Genomic DNA, 18869 nt, shown 5'->3' with positions numbered 1-18869 from the left:
GGGAACGTATTGGCAAATGTCGCTTATCAAACGAAAGAACATCAACAGCAACATCAGCAGCAAAGTCAAAGCCAATCCAAGCGTGTTTTAAAACAAAAGAAGCGTCGGATTTCTCTAGGGGAAAAGTTAATTTATGTAGGGTTTTTCGCAATGTTATTGTTCGGTGCTGTGCAAGTTGTGTCAAATCAAGCTGCTTTATATGAGGTTAATGCAAGTATCCAAAACCTAGAAGGGCAAATTGAACAACAAGAACGTGTAAATAATGAACTAAAGCTAGAAGTTGTAGAATTAAGCACGTATGAGCGTATTTGGGCAGAAGCAAAAAAACTTGGCTTGGATTTAAATGAAAACAACGTAAAGGTTGTTAAAGACTAATGAATTCAACTCAAAAAAATAAAAATATAACCATAGGAGCAGCGATATTAACTTCAATATTCGCCTTGCTCTTTTTTATATTAGGAAGTCGCTTTTTCTATATCCAAGCTACAGGTAAAGCAGAAGGAGAAGCTTTAGCACAAATCGCTCAAAAAAAGTATACGAGACAAAGTACGATTGAAGGACACCGTGGAACTATTTATGATCGTCGAGGAGAGCCTGTTGCCCACGATACTGGGGCTTACACAGTGGTTGCCATTTTAGATAAAAATCAAACAAAGAATAAAAAAGAGCCAAAGCATGTGATAGACCCTGAGAAGACAGCTCAACAGCTTGCACCATTGCTTGAAATGGAAGAACAAAAATTAGAGAATCTATTAACAAAAGATTCCTTTCAAGTAGAGTTAGGACCTGGAGGAAGAGATATTAGTCATGAATTAAAACGAAAAATTGAAGAGCTGCAATTGCCAGGTATAACGTTTGTTCGAGATGCAAAGCGTTTGTATCCGAATGGTGTATTTGCTTCTCATATTTTAGGTTATGCCCAAAAAGACGATACAGGTAAGATCGTCGGGAAAATGGGGATTGAGCAAGTATTTAATAAGCAGTTAGCTGAAACAGATGGTTATATGAAGTATCAGAGTGCGCGAAATGGAATTAAACTACCTGACCCGAAAGAATCAATTGTTCCGCCAAAAAATGGTGATAATGTATACTTAACCATTGATGAGAAAATTCAAACGTTTGTTGAAGAAGCGTTAAGTAGAGCAGAGAAAGAATATGAACCTGAACAAATGATGGCTGTTGTTGCGAATGCAAAAACAGGTGAGATTCTTGGGATGTCTAGTCGCCCGAGCTTTAACCCTAATATTCGAGATATTACAAGCTATGGTAATCCTATTGTTGAAGGTCGTTATGAACTAGGTTCTACTATGAAAATTTTTACACTTGCAGCTGCTATCGAAGAAGGAGCCTATAACGGAAACGAATTGTATAAATCGGGTGGCTACCGAATTCCAGAAGATCCATCAAGGCCTATACGAGATCATAATAGAGGAGCTGGTTGGGGAACAATTACGTTTGATGAAGGAATTCGTCGATCTTCGAACGTGGCTATTGCTATGCTTGTAAACGAGCGAATTGGGACGGAAACGTACCTTCAGTATTTAGAGAGATTTGGTTTTACAAAAAAGACTGGGATCGACCTTCCAAACGAAGCTTCTAGCCGCATCGTGTCTAAGTACGTACGTGATCGTATCACCACGGCATTTGGACAAGGGTCTGCATTTTCACCGATACAACAAATTCAAGCAGCCACTGCTATTGCAAATGAAGGAAAAATGATGAAGCCGTATGTCATTCAAAAAGTAGTAGATGGCACGACCGGAGAAGTGAAAAGAGAAACGAAACCTAAATTGATTGGAGAACCGATTTCTAAGCAAACATCTAAAAAGGTATTAGATATATTAGAAACGGTTGTGACAGAAGAGGATGGTACAGGTAAGCCATATAACATTGAAGGTTATCAAGTAGCGGGTAAAACAGGTACTGCACAAATTACAGACCAAAATGGAAGGTACCAAAGTGGTCATGGTAAAAACCTTTTCTCTTTCCTAGGGTTTGCTCCAGCAGATGATCCTTCGTTAATTGTTTATGTAGCGGTGAAAAAGCCAAAGCTTACACTACAAGAAACAGGATCAGCTCCAACTTCTATGGTATTTAACTCTGTGATGAAAAACAGTCTGCAATATCTAAAGATTGAGCCAGAAGAACCGAAGGAAAAGAATCAAACAAAATCCAAAGTTGAACACGGCTCAACAGTTGATTCGTATATTGGTCAATCAGTAACTGAAGCTACCACAAAGTTAAAAGAGCAAGGACTCGAACCCATTGTAGTAGGAAAAGGTACGAAAGTAGCGGAACAGTCACCGAATAATGATGAACGTATGTTAAAAGGTCAAAAAGTGTTCATAAAGACTGATAGTAAATTGCAGGTTCCTGATTTAACAGGCTGGTCGTATCGTGATGTACTTCGCCTTAGTGAATTCTTAGAGTTACAACCAAGTGCCGTTGGAAATGGATTTGTTATTGAGCAAAATATCCCAGTCAATGGAACAATTAAAAAAGGAGACTATTTAATTGTAAAACTGGATTCCCCACAAAAAATAGCAAAAGTCCAACAAGAGAAGAGTAACGAAGAAGAAAGTGACGAAGAGGATGAGAAAAAGCCATTAGACTAGCAAAATCATTAGTTCTAGTAATCTTTGTACAAGCATATATTGGAACGAGCCTATTTAGAGGAGGTTCTAGTATATGCGTGTATCAGGGGTTACAGTACGAAAAAGGCTCGTTACTGTACTATTAGTCGGAATATGTATCTTTTTTGTCATTGATGTAAGGCTTGGTTATGTTCAATTTGTATTAGGAGACATATTGACAGAAAGAGCGAAAGGGTTGTGGAGTCGAAACATTCCATTTGAGCCGGAGCGTGGTAAAATTTTAGATCAAAATGGTGTTCCATTAGCCACCAATAAGAGTGCACCTACCGTACTTGTTATGCCGAGGCAAATTGAAGACCCAGCTCAAACAGCAGAGGAAATTGCAGCTGTTTTAAATATGTCAAAAGAAAAAGCGTATAAGCAAATTACAAAAAAAGCATCAAGTGTGTATTTGCAACCTGAAGGACGAAAAATCTCACATGAAAAAGCGAATGAACTTCGGGCTTTAGATTTAAAAGGTGTCTACATTGCGGAAGATTCCATTCGTCATTATCCATTTGGGAGCTATTTATCCCACGTTTTAGGCTTTGCTGGAATTGATAATCAGGGTTTAACAGGCTTAGAGCTATATTACGATAAAGAGCTAAGTGGTAAAAAAGGCTACGTGAAGTTATATTCGGATGCTAAAGGAAAGAAAATGCCTGATATTGCTGATGATTATACATCACCAGTAGATGGCTTAGACTTGAAGTTAACGATTGATTCTCGCGTACAAACCATTATGGAGAGAGAGTTAGACATTGCTCAATCAACGTATAATCCAGATGGAATTATTGCAATTGCGATGAATCCTAAAAATGGAGAGATCCTAGGGATGTCTAGTCGACCAACATTTGATCCGGCTAACTTTCGAAATGTTTCACCTGAAACATACAATCGTAACTTACCAATTTGGAGTGCGTATGAGCCTGGTTCAACATTTAAAATTATTACTCTAGCAGCATCATTAGAAGAAAAAAAGGTTGATTTATTAAGTGATCAATTTTATGATGATGGAGCAGCGGAAGTTGGTGGTGCTCGACTTCGTTGTTGGAAAAAGGGAGGACATGGACAACAAACATTTTTAGAAGTTGTTCAAAACTCTTGTAACCCTGGTTTCGTTGAACTAGGAGATCGTTTAGGGAAAGATACGTTATTTAAATATATTCGCAACTTTGGCTTTGGTGATAAAACAGGAATTGACCTTCAAGGAGAAGGAAAAGGAATTTTATTTCCACTGGAGCGAGTAGGTCCAGTTGAACAAGCAACAACTGCATTTGGACAAGGCGTATCTGTCACACCAATTCAGCAAGTTGCAGCCGTTTCAGCAGCTGTAAATGGTGGAATACTCTATCAGCCATATATAGCAAAACAATGGATCGACCCTTCTACAGGTAAAGTAGTTAGTGAAAATAAGCCTGTTGCCAAAAGAAGAGTTGTGTCTGAAGAGACATCAAAGCAAGTACGATTTGCACTCGAAAGTGTAGTCGCAAAAGGAACAGGACGTCCAGCTTTTGTTGAAGGTTATCGTTTAGGTGGTAAAACAGGTACAGCTCAGAAAGCACAAGATGGAAGATATTTAGAAAACAATCATATTGTTTCATTCATTGGTTTTGCACCTGCAGATGATCCGCAGCTTGTAATTTATTTAGCGGTTGATAACCCAAAAGGCACCATTCAATTCGGTGGAGTAGTCGCAGCACCTATTGTTGGTAAAATGATGGAAGATAGCTTACGTACAATGGGAGTTAAACCGCGTAAAGATCAAATTGAGAAAGAGCTAATGTGGCCTGACACTCCTCTTATTCAGGTGCCGGACTTGGTTGGCTTGTCACCTAAAGAGTTGCAACAACAATTGCTTACATTAAAGATCGATATTAGCGGAGATGGTGATAAAGTCATAAAGCAATCACCAGCACCTGGTACAAAAGTCAAGGAAGGTTCGAGAATCAGGATATATATGGGAGAATAATGAGTAGATGAGAGTGAGCCTTGGGGAAATTCCCCCGTGGCTTCTTTTTCTGTAAGATAAATGTTGACGTTGTTTGCAAAAGAGGTTTTCAAATTTCACAAAAATAATACCTTATTAACCTAATGAGAGTGATAATGGCTTCTGTAGTATAATCTATAAAGAGATGATCAAGGGACATATAAGGGTTAGAACTTAATTAGAAGAGAGGAACTGGTTAGAATGGAACTGTACACATTGTTATCGTCTTTGCACGATTTTAAAAGCATACCAGAAGAAAATGTAAAAATTACATCGATTGAGATGGATTCAAGAGAAGTAAAAGATGGATCGTTATTTATATGCGTGAAGGGATATACAGTAGATGGTCATGACTTTGCCCATGTTGCTGTTGAAAAAGGAGCTAGTGCGATTGTTGCGGAAAAACCTTTAGATGTAAATATTCCAGTTGTTATCGTCAAAGATACAAAGCGTGCAATGGCTGTCTTAGCAGATGCCTTTTATCAACAGCCTACACAAAAATTGCATCTAATTGGTGTGACAGGAACTAATGGAAAAACGACAACCACCCATCTAATGGAACATATTTTTAAAGCAAATCAGAAAAAAACAGGTTTAATTGGAACAATTGAGATTCGAATTGGTGATCAAGCATATGATGTAAAGAACACAACTCCAGAATCTGTTACGTTGCAACAAACGTTTCATCGCATGATAGAAGAACATGTGGATGTAGCGATGATGGAAGTTTCCTCTCATGCGCTGGACTTAGGAAGGGTGCATGGTTGTGATTTCGATGTTGCCGTATTTACAAACTTAACACAAGATCATCTTGATTATCATAAAACAATGGATGATTACCGCCGAGCAAAAGGGCTATTGTTTGCGCAATTAGGAAATGCTTATAATCATAGCAAGCCAAAATTTGCTGTATTAAATGCAGATGATGAAGCGACAAATGAGTACATACGAAATACGGCTGCAACGGTTATTACATATGGAATTGACAACAAGTGTGATATTCAAGCCAAAAATATTCAGATGACGAACGCAGGTACGACTTTTACGCTCGTAACGCCTCATGAAGAAGCGGAAGTAAAGATGAAGTTGATTGGAAAGTTTAGTGTGTACAACGTATTAGCTGCAACAGCTGCTTGCCTCGTTTCAGGTGTATCGCTATCCCTTATTGTAAAGGAAATTGCCAATATTGAAGGTGTAGCAGGTAGATTTGAAGTAGTAGATGAAGGACAGTCGTTCACAGTTGTTGTTGATTATGCACATACACCAGACAGTTTAGAAAATGTGTTAAAAACCGTGAAACAATTCGCAAAAGGTAGTATATATGTTATTGTTGGGTGTGGTGGCGATCGAGATCGAACGAAGAGACCAATTATGGCTCGTATCGCGGCTGAAAATAGTACGGAAGCCATTTTAACATCTGATAATCCAAGAAGTGAAAGTCCACAGCAAATTCTTCAAGATATGATTGATGGAGTAGAGACTTCAAATTATGTTTCAATCATTGACCGTAAAGAAGCCATTCAATATGCCATTAATCAAGCTAAAGCGGATGATGTGATTGTAATTGCTGGTAAAGGGCATGAAACATATCAAATTGTTGGGGATCAAGTCTTCGATTTTGATGATCGTGAAGTGGCACGTCAGTTCATTAAGGAGAAAAAATGATACTAACAGCAGCCGATTATAGAAAAGAACAGATTCAATCGATGCAGCAAGAGGAGGAAAAGTTGTGCTTGAGCAAGTAATCTTATTTACCATCGCGTTAGGATTTCTTATTTCAGTTATCCTTTCGCCTATCTTCATCCCTTTTTTAAGGAGATTAAAATTTGGCCAGAGCATACGTGATGAAGGGCCGAAGTCACATCAAAAAAAATCCGGAACGCCTACAATGGGAGGCGTAATGATTTTACTGTCCATTATTGTGACAACGCTAATTATGACAAATCAATATCTAGAGCCGACTGTTGAGACGTACTTATTATTGCTTGTAACGGTTGGATTCGGTTTGTTAGGTTTTTTAGATGATTTTATTAAAGTAGTCTTAAAACGAAACCTTGGTTTAACATCAAAACAAAAGTTTTTAGGTCAAGTAATCATTGCTATTATCTTTTATCTTATTTCACGTCAAGCAGAGTTATCGACAGTTGTATCCATTCCAATTGTCAATTTTTCAATTGACTTAGGTTGGTTCTATATTGTGTTCCTAGTGATATGGTTAGTTGGATTCTCGAATGCTGTTAATCTAACAGATGGATTAGATGGGTTAGTTTCAGGTACAAGTGCTATTGCGTTCGGAGCATTTGCTGTTTTAGCTTGGAATGCTTCTCAATTTGAGGTAGCGATTTTTTCAGTAGCTGTAGTTGGTTCTGTTCTTGGTTTTTTAGTGTTTAACTCGCATCCAGCGAAAGTATTTATGGGAGATACAGGTTCACTAGCACTAGGCGGTGCAATTGCAACAATTGCTATTCTAATGAAGTTAGAGTTCTTGCTTATCATTATTGGTGGAGTATTTGTGATTGAGACATTATCCGTTATTATTCAGGTAGCTTCATTTAAAACAACAGGGAAACGAGTGTTTAAAATGAGCCCGCTTCACCATCATTATGAATTAAGCGGTTGGTCAGAATGGCGAGTAGTTGTAACCTTTTGGGCAGTAGGATTACTGTTTGCGATGCTTGGAATTTATATTGAGGTGTGGATTTAAGTGAAAAAAACGAATACGTATCTAAACAAACATGTATTAATTTTAGGATTAGCTAAAAGTGGCACGGCAGCTGCAAAGCTTGTTCATCAATTAGGCGCTTCTGTTGTTGTAAATGATCAAAAACCTTATGAAGAAAATGAAGCAGCGCAACAACTAGAAAAGTTAGGTATTCAAGTCGTTTGCGGGCATCATCCATTAGAACTTCTAACAAATATTGATGTTATTATCAAAAACCCTGGTATTCCATATAAGAATCCACTTCTTCAAGAAGCATTCAAGAGAAACATTCCCATTATTACAGAAGTGGAACTGGCTTTTGAAGTGAGTGAAGCACCTTTTATAGGGATTACAGGAAGTAACGGAAAAACAACGACAACAACGTTAATTTATCAGATGTTAGAGCGCGGAAACAGACGTCCACGTATCGCGGGAAATATTGGGACGGTTGCGTGTGAAGTTGCACAAGAAGCAGAAAAAGAAGATGTCATTGTAACGGAGTTATCTTCTTTTCAGTTGATGGGAATTAACAAGTTTCAGCCACATATTTCATTATTATTAAATATCTTTGATGCGCATCTTGATTATCATGGAACGAAAGAAGAATATATAGAAGCGAAAGCATCTATTTTTAAAAATCAAACAACAAATGATTATGCAGTAGTGAATGCAGATGATGAAGTCGTTGTAAAAGCATCGAAAGATACACAAGCAACAATCGTTCAGTTTTCAACAACAAAGCAACTTGAAAAAGGTGCTTATGTCAAAAATAATATGGTTTATTTTAATGATGAAGCCATTATTCCATTAGATAAAATTGTTTTACCAGGTAAGCACAATCTTGAAAATATCTTAGCAGCGGTCGCAGTTGTCAAACTGTATGGATGTTCAAATGAGGCAATCTGTAAAGTATTAACAACTTTTACAGGAGTTAAGCATCGTGTACAGTATGTCACAAGTATTAACGGCCGAAAATTTTATAATGATTCAAAAGCAACGAACATACTTGCTACCAAAGTTGCACTTTCTGCATTTACACAGCCCACGATCTGGCTTGCTGGAGGGCTAGACCGAGGAAACGAATTCGATGAGTTAAAAAGTTCATTGAAACATGTGAAAGCCGTTGTTACCTTCGGAGAAACAGCGCAAAAAATAGAACGTGTAGCAAAAGAGATGGGAATACAAAACGTAAAACGTGTCGATAATGTTGAACAAGCAGTAATCGATGCATACAGTTATTCAGATGAAGGTGATGTTGTATTATTATCACCCGCTTGTGCAAGTTGGGATCAATTTAAAACTTTTGAAGAACGTGGTGACATCTTTATTCAAAGTGTGCATAAACTGAAATAAGGGCTTGTCTATAAATACTTACAAGAATCGTTTGAGCATAATGCGCCCTAATATATAGCTTAGAGGTGTATAGCATTGTCGACAAAGAGGTCTACTCCTGATTTCTTTCTAATCATCGTTACACTTTCGTTGCTCACAATAGGGCTTATTATGGTATATAGTGCAAGTGCTGTGTGGGCAACATATAAATTTGATGATTCGTTCTTTTTTGCAAAAAGGCAAATGTTATTTGCGGGTCTAGGTGTTGTATCGATGTTCGTAATTATGAACATTGATTATTGGACTTGGAGAACATGGGCAAAAGCGATTATTATTGTGTGTTTTGTTATGCTTATTATGGTTTTGATACCAGGTGTTGGACTCGTTCGAAATGGTTCACAAAGTTGGATTGGAGTAGGGGCTTTCTCCATTCAACCATCAGAGTTTATGAAATTTGCGATGATTACGTTTCTAGCGAAATTTCTATCTGATAATCAGAAAAACATTACGTCTTTTAAGAAAGGTTTAATGCCATCACTAGGACTTGTGTTTTTGGCCTTTGGAATTATTATGTTACAGCCTGACTTAGGAACTGGAACCGTGTTAGTAGGAACTTGTGTAGTCATGATTTTTGTCGCTGGTGCGAAGATTAGTCACTTCGTCTGGCTAGGTCTTATAGGTGTAGGAGGCTTTGTTGGACTTGTGTTATCTGCTCCATATCGGATAAAGCGAATTACATCTTTTTTAGATCCATGGGAAGACCCGTTAGGAAGTGGGTTTCAAATTATCCAATCGTTATATGCAATTGGTCCAGGTGGATTGTTAGGTCTGGGCTTAGGTCAAAGTCGCCAAAAGTTTTTTTATTTACCAGAGCCTCAAACCGATTTTATCTTTGCTATTTTAGCAGAAGAGCTAGGCTTTATCGGTGGTTCTCTCATTCTAATTTTATTTAGCTTATTATTGTGGAGAGGAATCCGTATAGCACTAGGTGCTCCGGATTTATATGGTAGCTTCTTAGCTCTTGGTATTATATCAATGATCGCGATTCAGGTAATGATTAATATTGGAGTTGTCACAGGTTTAATGCCAGTAACAGGTATCACTCTTCCTTTCTTAAGTTATGGGGGATCCTCGTTAACCCTTATGTTAGCGGCAGTAGGTGTTTTGCTCAATGTAAGTCGTTACTCTCGCTATTAAACATCAATGTTCGCAAGGTTGCTGTTGAGGCTGTCAATAAAGTTCATGACTAATTCAATGACTGATTTGACTCCCGATACGCAGGACGTTTTGTAAGCTTTGTCAAAAGGAGCATCTCTCCTTTTAGACAAAGCTTATTTTGTGTCAAAATGTTTCTAAATTGTAATCTGTTCATAATCAAAAATCTATGTATGTATGGTATGATGTGTAAAGTAAGCTGTTTTGTCAAATGTAAGGTAGTTCGTTATAAAAGCGCACAAAGAGACTTTATTTTTAATAGAAAAGTGGTATAAATGAAAGGGCAGCAAACATGCATGCTCCTTTTGTAATGCTCCTTTTGAACAATAAGTACACGAATGAAAATGCATGCCTAGAAATAAGACAAAAAAACAATGATATTTTCGAAAGTTATAGAGAACACTTTCTAAATAGAAATATGTTCAAATGTTACATTATTACATAAAAGGATCACCAAGATTTTATACTGAAATAAAATTGTATTGTAACGGGTATAGAGTTCCTTTAATAATGGCTTTACAATGAAAAATGAAAAGTGCGATAATCTGTGGAGAATGGATTACGTACATTCTATAGGTGAATATCATATAATAATGAAACATAACTATTCGAAAATGACAACATGAATAAACTAACAATGTTTTTAGGAGGTCCTTATGGAAGTATTAGAAAAAGAATTACTACAAATGAATATTGGAAAAGTCTTAAAAAATGAACCACTTTCCAATCATACAACAATTAAAATAGGTGGTCCGGCTGATTTATTAGTAGAACCAGATACAATTGAACATTTACAACAAGTAATGAGTATCATTAGAAAGCATAATGTGAAATGGCGCGCTATTGGTCGAGGCTCAAATTTACTTGTTTCTGATGAAGGAATTCGAGGAGTAGTTGTTAAGCTTGGAAATGGGTTAGACCATCTTGAGGTGAATAACGAAACTGTTCGCGTAGGTGGCGGGTATTCTCTTATTAAATTAACGACTATGTTAACCAAGCAAGGTTTATCAGGATTAGAATTTGCTGGTGGGATACCTGGATCAGTAGGTGGAGCCGTTTACATGAATGCAGGTGCTCATGGTGCGGATATGTCTCATATTGTGACGAAAGCTCATATTCTATTTGAAGACGGATCGATGGAATGGCTTACTAAAGAAGAACTTGATTTTTCTTATCGCCATTCAATTTTGCAAGCGAAACGCCCTGGTGTATGTATTGAAGCTATCTTGGATTTAAAGCAAGGAAAACGGGAAGAAATTGTTGCTGTTTTACAGAAAAATAAGGATTATCGCCGGGAAACTCAGCCGTGGAATTATCCATGTGCAGGTAGCATTTTCCGAAATCCTTTACCACAATATGCCGGTCAGTTGATTCAAGAAGCAGGTCTAAAAGGATATGCCATTGGAGGCGCAAAAATTAGTGAACAACATGCTAACTTTATCGTGAATGCAGGTGGAGCAACGGCGTTAGATGTTTTACAATTAATTGATCATGTGAAAAAGACTATAAAAAATCAATTTGATGTAGAGATGCATACTGAAATTGAGATTATTGATTAAATAACGAAGGAAATATGAACGATGAAATGATTAATTAAATGGAAAATATAGAGAATAAGCTCTTCGTTATGTGCTATAATGTGTGTAATCTCATTATAGACAGTAGAAGATAAACAACTTCATTAAAAAGGCGTTTATCTTCTGATGCTGATAAGGGTGAAACCAAATGGAAAAAGGAAAACTAATTGTTCTAGAAGATCGTGTACCTAAGTTGAAAGAGCAAAGAAAGAATAAAGCGAACAAGCGACTTGTATTTTATCTTTCGCTGTTTTTTATCCTTATTCTACTAATTGTGTATTTTCAATCATCGCTTAGTAGTATTTCAAAGATTAATGTGGCTGGCAATCAATATGTTAGCGACAAGAAAATTGTGTCTATGAGTGAGTTATCAACTAAGACAAGCTATTGGAAAGTAGATAAAAACGAAGTAAAAAAGAAAGTCGAGAGTCATCCTGAGGTTAAAGAGGTCGTAATTGATAAAACGTTTCCGAATAAAGTCACTATTCATGTAATGGAATATAAAAGAGTAGCCTATGTAGTAGAAAAAGGTAAATATTTCCCGATAAATGAAGCAGGAAAAGTGCTAAGTGGTGTAAAGGGAGAGCCCATTTCTTCAGATGCGCCACTACTTATTGATTGGAACAATGCAGAGGTTATCCAAGAGTTTGTACAAGAGCTCGCAAAGGTTCCGAAAAGTATTACAGATGCAATTTCTGAAGTGTATCATACTCCAACTGATTCTGAAGCATTGCATATTAAGTTATTCATGAATGATGGACGAGAAGTAAGTGCAAAGATCAGTAATTTTTCAGATAAAATTATTCTTTATCCTTCAGTAGTAAAAGAACTGACGCCGGAACAAAGAGGGATTATTGACTTAGAAGAAAGACCTACTTTTATTCCATATGAAAAAGAAAAGGGAGATGAAGAAGGTGAAGTTGAGGGGTAAGTATGTTTTCTTATCGTTAGTATTTTTAGTCCTTGGCTTCATGCTTTCATACTCTTATCAGTTTGCAAAAATAAAAAATGCGCAACTTTTAGAGGAGCGACAATGGACACGAGAGTATCAATATAAGCAAATGCTTATCGACCAAGAGCAAGAAAACAACAGGCTTCAGCAAGAATTAGCTAATAAGCAGGAAAGCGTTCGAAAGGTTGAAGAAAAACTTGCACAACAAGAGCAAGTTTTATTTAACTTAGTTGAAGATGTAGAAAAGCTTAGGATGTATACAGGGAAAATTAAAGTAAAGGGAAAAGGAGTAGAGGTAACACTATCTGATGCTTCTTATGTCCCATCTGAACAAAATGTGAACAACTATATTGTTCATGAAAATCACGTATTTAATGTAGTAAATGAATTACTCATTGCAGGAGCTTCTGCAGTATCAATAAATGGTCAACGTCTTACAAAAGAATCATACATCGTTTGTAATGGTCCTGTGATCACGATAGATGGAAATCAATTTCCTGCTCCATTTGTTATTCGTGCCATCGGTGATCCTGATGTCTTATACCCAGCATTAAATATTGCGGGAGGCGTTAAAGATCAATTGGTGAGAGATAATGTTGTTGTAAAAATGTCAAAGCAGGATACAATAGAAATGGTTCCCGTAATCGGGGCAGAAACAAGTTAACTGCATAATCATTAGATAATGCCAAAGTGTTTGGTATAAACCTTCTATTTATGAAAAAAGAGGAGAGTTTAAACTTGAACAGCAAGAAGAATATTCAATTCACTATTATTACATTTGTTATTGGTCTTATGATTGCTGTTCAGTTTCAAACTACAAAGCAACCCATTGTTCGAGATACACGAGACGCTTGGGAACTTCGAGAAGATATAAAAAAAGAACAAGAATTACAAACGAAGATCTTAAGAGAAATTCGAACATACGATGAACAATTAAGAAGTTATGAAGCTGAGCAGAATAATCAGCAAGTATTAAAAGATGCTTTAAATGATTTAAAGAAAGAAGCTGGTCTCACAGAACTGACAGGTAATGGTCTCGTGTTAACAGTAGAACCGCTTTTTGATGAGTCACTTGTTGGTGAAAAAGTCGAGGGAATTTCTCCAGAATTACTAAAAAGACTTATTAATGAGTTAAACTCTTATAATGCACGTGAAATATCCATTGCGGGTCAACGTGTTATAGCAACAACGGTTATTCGTGACATTAATGGTCGAACAAAAGTTAATGATTATTGGTTGACAAGATTTCCGTTTGAAATTAAAGTAATCGCCAAGGATGCTAATCGCTTATATAATCGAATGCAAGTGTCGAATGCAATGGATGATTTTGCTGCTGATAATTTAAGGTTGACTATTTCAGAACCGTTAGAAGAAGTTGCGGTACCAGCGTATGATCAAGTAGTCCGAATTAAAAATATGTCGCCTGTAGAAAAAGAGTAGAAAGGAGAAACAGAAAATGTGGTTACCCTTTTTAGGCTTAATTGTAGGCGTTGTACTAGGGCTACTTTCTGAGGTTCGAATACCAGAGGAATATATTAATTATCTATCCATTGCAGTACTAGCTGCACTCGATACACTTTTTGGTGGAATTCGAGCATATTTGCAAAATATCTATGATGAAAAAGTATTTATTTCTGGATTCTTTTTCAATATTATCCTTGCGGCAAGTTTAGCTTTTCTCGGTGTACATATTGGTGTAGACTTATATTTAGCAGCTGTTTTTGCGTTTGGCGTTCGATTATTTCAAAATATAGCGGTTATTCGTCGAATACTTTTAGCAAAATGGACAAATACACGAGAAAAAGTCGAAAAAAATTGATTTTCCAAAAGGGAAAAAGATATACATGTTGAATATTTTCATATAATAAAAATTTTATAATTGTTGTTCTTCTAGCAAGAAGTTGATATGTTTAGGAGGCCAAAGGAGGTGCCAAAGAATGAACAGCAATGAAGTATATGTTAGTCTAGACATCGGTACATCCAGTGTGAAAGTAATCATCGGAGAGATGGGTAACGATTCATTGAATATCATTGGTGTAGGAAATGTGAAATCAAAAGGATTAAAAAAAGGCTCAATCGTTGATATAGATGAAACTGTTCAGTCAATTAGAAAAGCGGTAGAACAGGCAGAGCGCATGGTAGGAATTACGATTAAGAGAGTAGTTGTGGGGATAAGTGGAAATCACGTACAATTACAAGATTGCCATGGTGTAGTAGCAGTATCGAGTGAAAACCGTGAAATTACGAACGAAGACGTTCAGCGAGTAATTGATGCGGCACAAGTCATGTCCATTCCTCCAGATCGTGAAATCATTGATGTTATCCCAAAACAATTCATTGTAGATGGTTTAGCAGACATTAATGATCCAAGAGGAATGATAGGTGTACGTTTAGAAATGGAAGGTACACTGATTACAGGTTCAAGAACAATCTTACATAACTTACTTCGATGTGTAGAAAGAGCAGGTCTTGAGATTAGTGATATTTGTTTGCAACCTTTGGCTGCGGGTTCAATTGCGTTATCTCGAGATGAAAAAAATCTAGGAGTAGCATTGGTTGATATTGGTGGAGGCTCAACCACAATTTCAGTATTTGATCAAGGTAACTTACAAACTGCAATTGTAGTTCCACTAGGTGGAGAGCATATTACGAAGGATATATCTATTGGCTTACGTACATCAACTGAAGATGCAGAAAGCATTAAAATTAAACACGGACATGCTTTTTATGACTATGCATCGGAGGAAGAAGTCTTTAGTGTACCGATTATCGGAAGTGATCAGCACCAACAGTTTAATCAACTAGAAATCTCTGAAATTGTTGAAGCGAGATTAGAAGAAATTCTAGAGCTTGTTTCTCATGAATTACAGCGATTAGGCTATGCAGACTTACCTGGTGGCTACGTATTAACAGGTGGAGTAGTAGCGATGTCAGGAGTAGCTGAATTGGCTCAAGATATCTTACACCATAATGTGCGTATTGCTGTACCAGATTACATTGGAGTACGTGAACCTCATTATACGACAGGAGTCGGCTTAATTAAGTTTGCATACAAAAATGCTAAAATTCAAGGCCGTAACATTGGGGCACCTGTCATGGAAGAGATAACAGTAGAAAAAGAGTTTGTGAATCAATCGAAAGAACAATTACCACCACAACAGCAACAACAACCGAAGCAAAAAGCAAAAAAGAAAAACGACCAAACCTTCATGAAGAAGTTTTTTGGATACTTCTTTGATTAGTGCTTCGATACTAGCAATTTCGATGAATTAGGAGGAACTATCATGTTGGAGTTTGATACAAGTGTAGATCAATTAGCAACAATTAAAGTCATTGGAGTAGGTGGCGGAGGTAATAACGCAGTAAACCGCATGATTGAGCACGGTGTTCAAGGTGTGGAGTTTATTGCTGTTAATACGGATGCACAAGCGTTAAACTTATCAAAAGCTGAAACAAAAATGCAAATCGGCGCAAAGCTAACAAGAGGTTTAGGTGCAGGTGCTAATCCTGAAGTTGGTAAGAAAGCAGCTGAAGAAAGTAAAGAGCAAATTCAAGAAGCCTTAAAAGGTGCGGATATGGTCTTTGTAACAGCTGGTATGGGAGGCGGTACAGGTACTGGAGCAGCACCTGTTATTGCTCAAATCGCTCGTGAACTTGGTGCATTAACAGTAGGTGTTGTTACTCGCCCGTTCACATTTGAAGGACGCAAGCGTGCAACACAAGCAGCTGGTGGTATCGCATCAATGAAAGAAGCTGTTGACACGTTAATTGTGATTCCAAACGATCGTTTACTTGAGATTGTAGATAAAAATACACCAATGCTAGAAGCATTCCGTGAAGCAGATAACGTATTACGTCAAGGTGTTCAAGGTATTTCAGATTTAATCGCAGTTCCTGGGTTAATTAACTTAGACTTTGCAGACGTAAAAACAATTATGTCAAATAAAGGTTCAGCGTTAATGGGAATTGGTATTGCTACTGGTGAGAACCGTGCAGCGGAAGCAGCGAAAAAAGCCATTTCAAGTCCATTATTAGAAACATCAATCGATGGAGCACAAGGTGTTCTTATGAACATCACAGGTGGTACGAACTTAAGTCTTTATGAAGTACAAGAGGCAGCTGACATTGTGGCATCTGCATCAGATCAAGAAGTGAACATGATTTTTGGATCGGTTATTAATGAAAACTTAAAAGATGAAATTGTGGTTACTGTGATTGCGACAGGTTTTAGCGAACAAGACTTATCACAACCTAAACCAATGGGACGCCCTTCTGCTCATAAATCACAGCCTCAGCAGCCAAAACGTGAGATGAAACGTGAAGAGCAGCCTGTACAACAACAAGATTTTAGTCGCGGTTCACAGCAGCCAGAAGAAACGCTAGATATTCCTACGTTTTTAAGAAACCGTAATCGTAGACGATAATTCAAAAAACACATCCTTATTTATAAGGGTGTGTTTTTTAGTGTACTAGAAAAGAAGAGATAATACTGTATGTTTACTTAGTTATACTAAATTATAACTTTGAGGAACCGAAGCGACCTTTACCATTATTTTGTAGTGTGCGAGAATGCTCTATCAGTTAAGTGTATAAAATGCGGATAATTGACAAGAATCGGACATTTTCTTCAAAACTTCTCTTTCTTTATCAGCATGAACTGACAGACATCTTCATAGGATGTACTATATACTAATTTTTAACAGGAAAGATTAAGGAGGAATGGAGAGTAGAACATTGCCCGTTTACCTTGACATTATTTGGCTGTTGAATTTTAGTCTAGATGCAATTTTACTGATGCTGTGCGGTACAATCTTAAAGCGATCATTTAAATGGTGGCGCCTTTGTTTAGGAGCTTTTATTGGTTCTTTAATTGTTGTCTTTATGTTTACTCCCTTTGCTGCCATTATGCTTCATCCTTTTGTGAAAATTCTTTTTTCTGTATGTATGGTCTTAGTTACATTTGGATACAAACGATTGCGTTTTTTTCTAGAAAATGCTTTTACTTTCTATTTTGCTACGTTTGTTGTAGGCGGCGGATTAATGGGCGTTCACTTTTTATTTGAAGATCAGTTCTTAGTGTTTGAAGGTTCCGTTATGAGTCAAACAACAAGCTTTGGAGACCCAGTTAGCTGGCTATTTGTACTAGTAGGATTTCCTGTTCTTGCTTATTTTTCAAAACATCGTGTAGAAGACTTACGCATGAAAAAGATTACATTTGATCAACTAGTGAAAGTGGAAATCGTGATGAATAAAGAGGTTGTTGCCCTAACCGGTTTAATTGATAGTGGCAATCAACTTGTAGACCCTCTAACCAAAACCCCAGTCCTAATTATTACAGCTGAATCTGTAAAAGATATTTTGCCAAATTCAGTGATGGAAATGAGTAAAGATGTACAATCGTTCTCCCATACGCAAGAAATCGACGTTGAATGGTATGCAAAAGTTCGCTTTGTTCCCTATCGAAGTGTAGGACACGCTAATCAATTGTTACTGGCTATTAAGCCAGATTATGTAAGAATTGAATATCAAAACGAGAACTTACACATAAAAAAAGCACTAATTGGAATTAGCCATACACAGCTTTCTGTAGAAAATCAGTATCAATGCATTGTACATCCAAAAGTGATGGTAACAGGTGAGGTATCTTCGGCATCATAGAAAGCAATCAGTCAAATAGCTTCGTGATTTATCTCATACCATTATATTTTAAAAGGGGGAGTTTATATGTCTACATATCGAATTAAGTTACAGCTACTCTGGTATAAAATCTTAATGAAGTTAGGGTTTAAATCCGATGAAGTATACTATATTGGTGGCAGCGAAGCCTTACCACCTCCTTTAACGAAGGAAGAAGAAGAAGTTTTGTTAAAGAAACTTCCAACGGGAGATGAGGCAGCTAGGTCGTTGTTAATTGAACGAAACCTAAGGTTAGTTGTGTATATCGCTAGGAAATTTGAAAATACGGGAATTAACATTGAAGACTTAATTAGTATCGGAACAATTGGCTTAATTAAAGCTGTTAATACATTTAACCCTGAAAAGAAGATTAAGTTAGCTACGTATGCTTCACGTTGTATTGAGAATGAGATTTTGATGTATTTGCGACGCAATAATAAGATACGCTCAGAAGTATCGTTTGATGAACCATTGAATATTGATTGGGATGGCAATGAGTTGTTATTATCCGATGTACTAGGTACAGAAGAAGATATTATTACGAAAGATTTAGAAGCAAATGTAGATCGAAAGTTACTATTAAAAGCACTACATCAATTAAATGATCGAGAGAAGCAAATTATGGAATTACGATTCGGTTTAAGTGGTGGGGAAGAGAAAACACAAAAAGATGTAGCGGACATGCTTGGAATCTCTCAATCTTACATCTCAAGACTTGAAAAAAGAATTATAAAACGGTTACGAAAAGAGTTTAACAAAATGGTTTAATAAAAAAACATGGGGTTACCCCATG

16 protein-coding genes are annotated in these 18869 nt (G+C 36.9%); all 16 read left to right on the top strand.

Annotation, left to right across the window (positions count from 1 at the left end; all coding sequences use genetic code 11):
• Positions 1 to 9 precede the first annotated feature (9 nt).
• Entirely contained in the window at positions 10 to 375 is a 366-nt protein-coding gene (gene ftsL, locus DIS06_RS09000; protein ID WP_110112927.1) for a cell division protein FtsL, read from the top strand.
• Positions 375 to 2615, top strand: a complete 2241-nt coding sequence (locus tag DIS06_RS08995) for a penicillin-binding protein (protein ID WP_110112926.1) — start codon at positions 375 to 377, stop codon at positions 2613 to 2615. The genes ftsL and DIS06_RS08995 overlap by 1 nt, the downstream gene beginning before the upstream one ends.
• A 73-nt stretch (positions 2616 to 2688) precedes the next feature.
• Positions 2689 to 4605: a stage V sporulation protein D gene (locus DIS06_RS08990; RefSeq protein ID WP_110112925.1), complete on the top strand. Its 1917-nt coding sequence runs from the start codon at positions 2689 to 2691 to the stop codon at positions 4603 to 4605.
• A 219-nt stretch (positions 4606 to 4824) separates the two neighbouring features.
• Positions 4825 to 6288, top strand: a complete 1464-nt coding sequence (locus DIS06_RS08985; protein ID WP_110112924.1) for a UDP-N-acetylmuramoyl-L-alanyl-D-glutamate--2,6-diaminopimelate ligase — start codon at positions 4825 to 4827, stop codon at positions 6286 to 6288.
• Between the two features lie 64 nt (positions 6289 to 6352).
• Positions 6353 to 7327 carry a phospho-N-acetylmuramoyl-pentapeptide-transferase gene (gene mraY / locus DIS06_RS08980; RefSeq protein WP_110112923.1) on the top strand — a complete coding sequence of 325 codons (975 nt, stop codon included), beginning with the start codon at positions 6353 to 6355 and terminating at the stop codon, positions 7325 to 7327.
• Complete coding sequence (gene murD, locus DIS06_RS08975) at positions 7328 to 8677, top strand: UDP-N-acetylmuramoyl-L-alanine--D-glutamate ligase (RefSeq protein WP_110112922.1); 1350 nt, start codon at positions 7328 to 7330, stop codon at positions 8675 to 8677. It begins immediately after the preceding gene.
• A 75-nt stretch (positions 8678 to 8752) separates the two neighbouring features.
• A complete protein-coding gene (gene spoVE / locus DIS06_RS08970) occupies positions 8753 to 9853 on the top strand; it encodes a stage V sporulation protein E (RefSeq protein WP_110112921.1) in 1101 nt (366 codons plus the stop codon).
• A gap of 674 nt (positions 9854 to 10527) precedes the next feature.
• Positions 10528 to 11430, top strand: a complete 903-nt coding sequence (gene murB / locus DIS06_RS08965) for a UDP-N-acetylmuramate dehydrogenase (protein WP_110112920.1) — start codon at positions 10528 to 10530, stop codon at positions 11428 to 11430.
• Between the two features lie 166 nt (positions 11431 to 11596).
• Positions 11597 to 12379: a cell division protein FtsQ/DivIB gene (locus DIS06_RS08960; RefSeq protein WP_110112919.1), complete on the top strand. Its 783-nt coding sequence runs from the start codon at positions 11597 to 11599 to the stop codon at positions 12377 to 12379.
• Positions 12354 to 13064, top strand: coding sequence for a DUF881 domain-containing protein (locus tag DIS06_RS08955; protein ID WP_110112918.1), 711 nt, complete (start codon positions 12354 to 12356; stop codon positions 13062 to 13064). The genes DIS06_RS08960 and DIS06_RS08955 overlap by 26 nt, the downstream gene beginning before the upstream one ends.
• A gap of 74 nt (positions 13065 to 13138) precedes the next feature.
• On the top strand, positions 13139 to 13840 hold the full coding sequence (locus DIS06_RS08950) for a DUF881 domain-containing protein (protein WP_110112917.1): 702 nt from the start codon (positions 13139 to 13141) through the stop codon (positions 13838 to 13840).
• 16 nt (positions 13841 to 13856) lie between these two features.
• Positions 13857 to 14219, top strand: coding sequence for a small basic family protein (locus DIS06_RS08945; protein ID WP_110112916.1), 363 nt, complete (start codon positions 13857 to 13859; stop codon positions 14217 to 14219).
• 118 nt (positions 14220 to 14337) lie between these two features.
• Positions 14338 to 15642 carry a cell division protein FtsA gene (ftsA, locus tag DIS06_RS08940; RefSeq protein ID WP_110112915.1) on the top strand — a complete coding sequence of 435 codons (1305 nt, stop codon included), beginning with the start codon at positions 14338 to 14340 and terminating at the stop codon, positions 15640 to 15642.
• Positions 15643 to 15684: 42 nt separating this feature from the next.
• Positions 15685 to 16824: a cell division protein FtsZ gene (ftsZ, locus tag DIS06_RS08935; RefSeq protein ID WP_110112914.1), complete on the top strand. Its 1140-nt coding sequence runs from the start codon at positions 15685 to 15687 to the stop codon at positions 16822 to 16824.
• Positions 16825 to 17119: 295 nt separating this feature from the next.
• A complete protein-coding gene (gene spoIIGA / locus DIS06_RS08930; RefSeq protein WP_239421963.1) occupies positions 17120 to 18058 on the top strand; it encodes a sigma-E processing peptidase SpoIIGA in 939 nt (312 codons plus the stop codon).
• A gap of 66 nt (positions 18059 to 18124) precedes the next feature.
• A complete protein-coding gene (gene sigE / locus DIS06_RS08925) occupies positions 18125 to 18844 on the top strand; it encodes an RNA polymerase sporulation sigma factor SigE (protein WP_110112913.1) in 720 nt (239 codons plus the stop codon).
• The last annotated feature ends 25 nt before the right edge of the window (positions 18845 to 18869 follow it).

It is taken from the genome of Bacillus sp. CGMCC 1.16541, from assembly GCF_003184905.1.
GTDB lineage: Bacteria > Bacillota > Bacilli > Bacillales > Bacillaceae_H > Priestia.
This window is presented reverse-complemented; position numbering and strand designations above follow the sequence as displayed.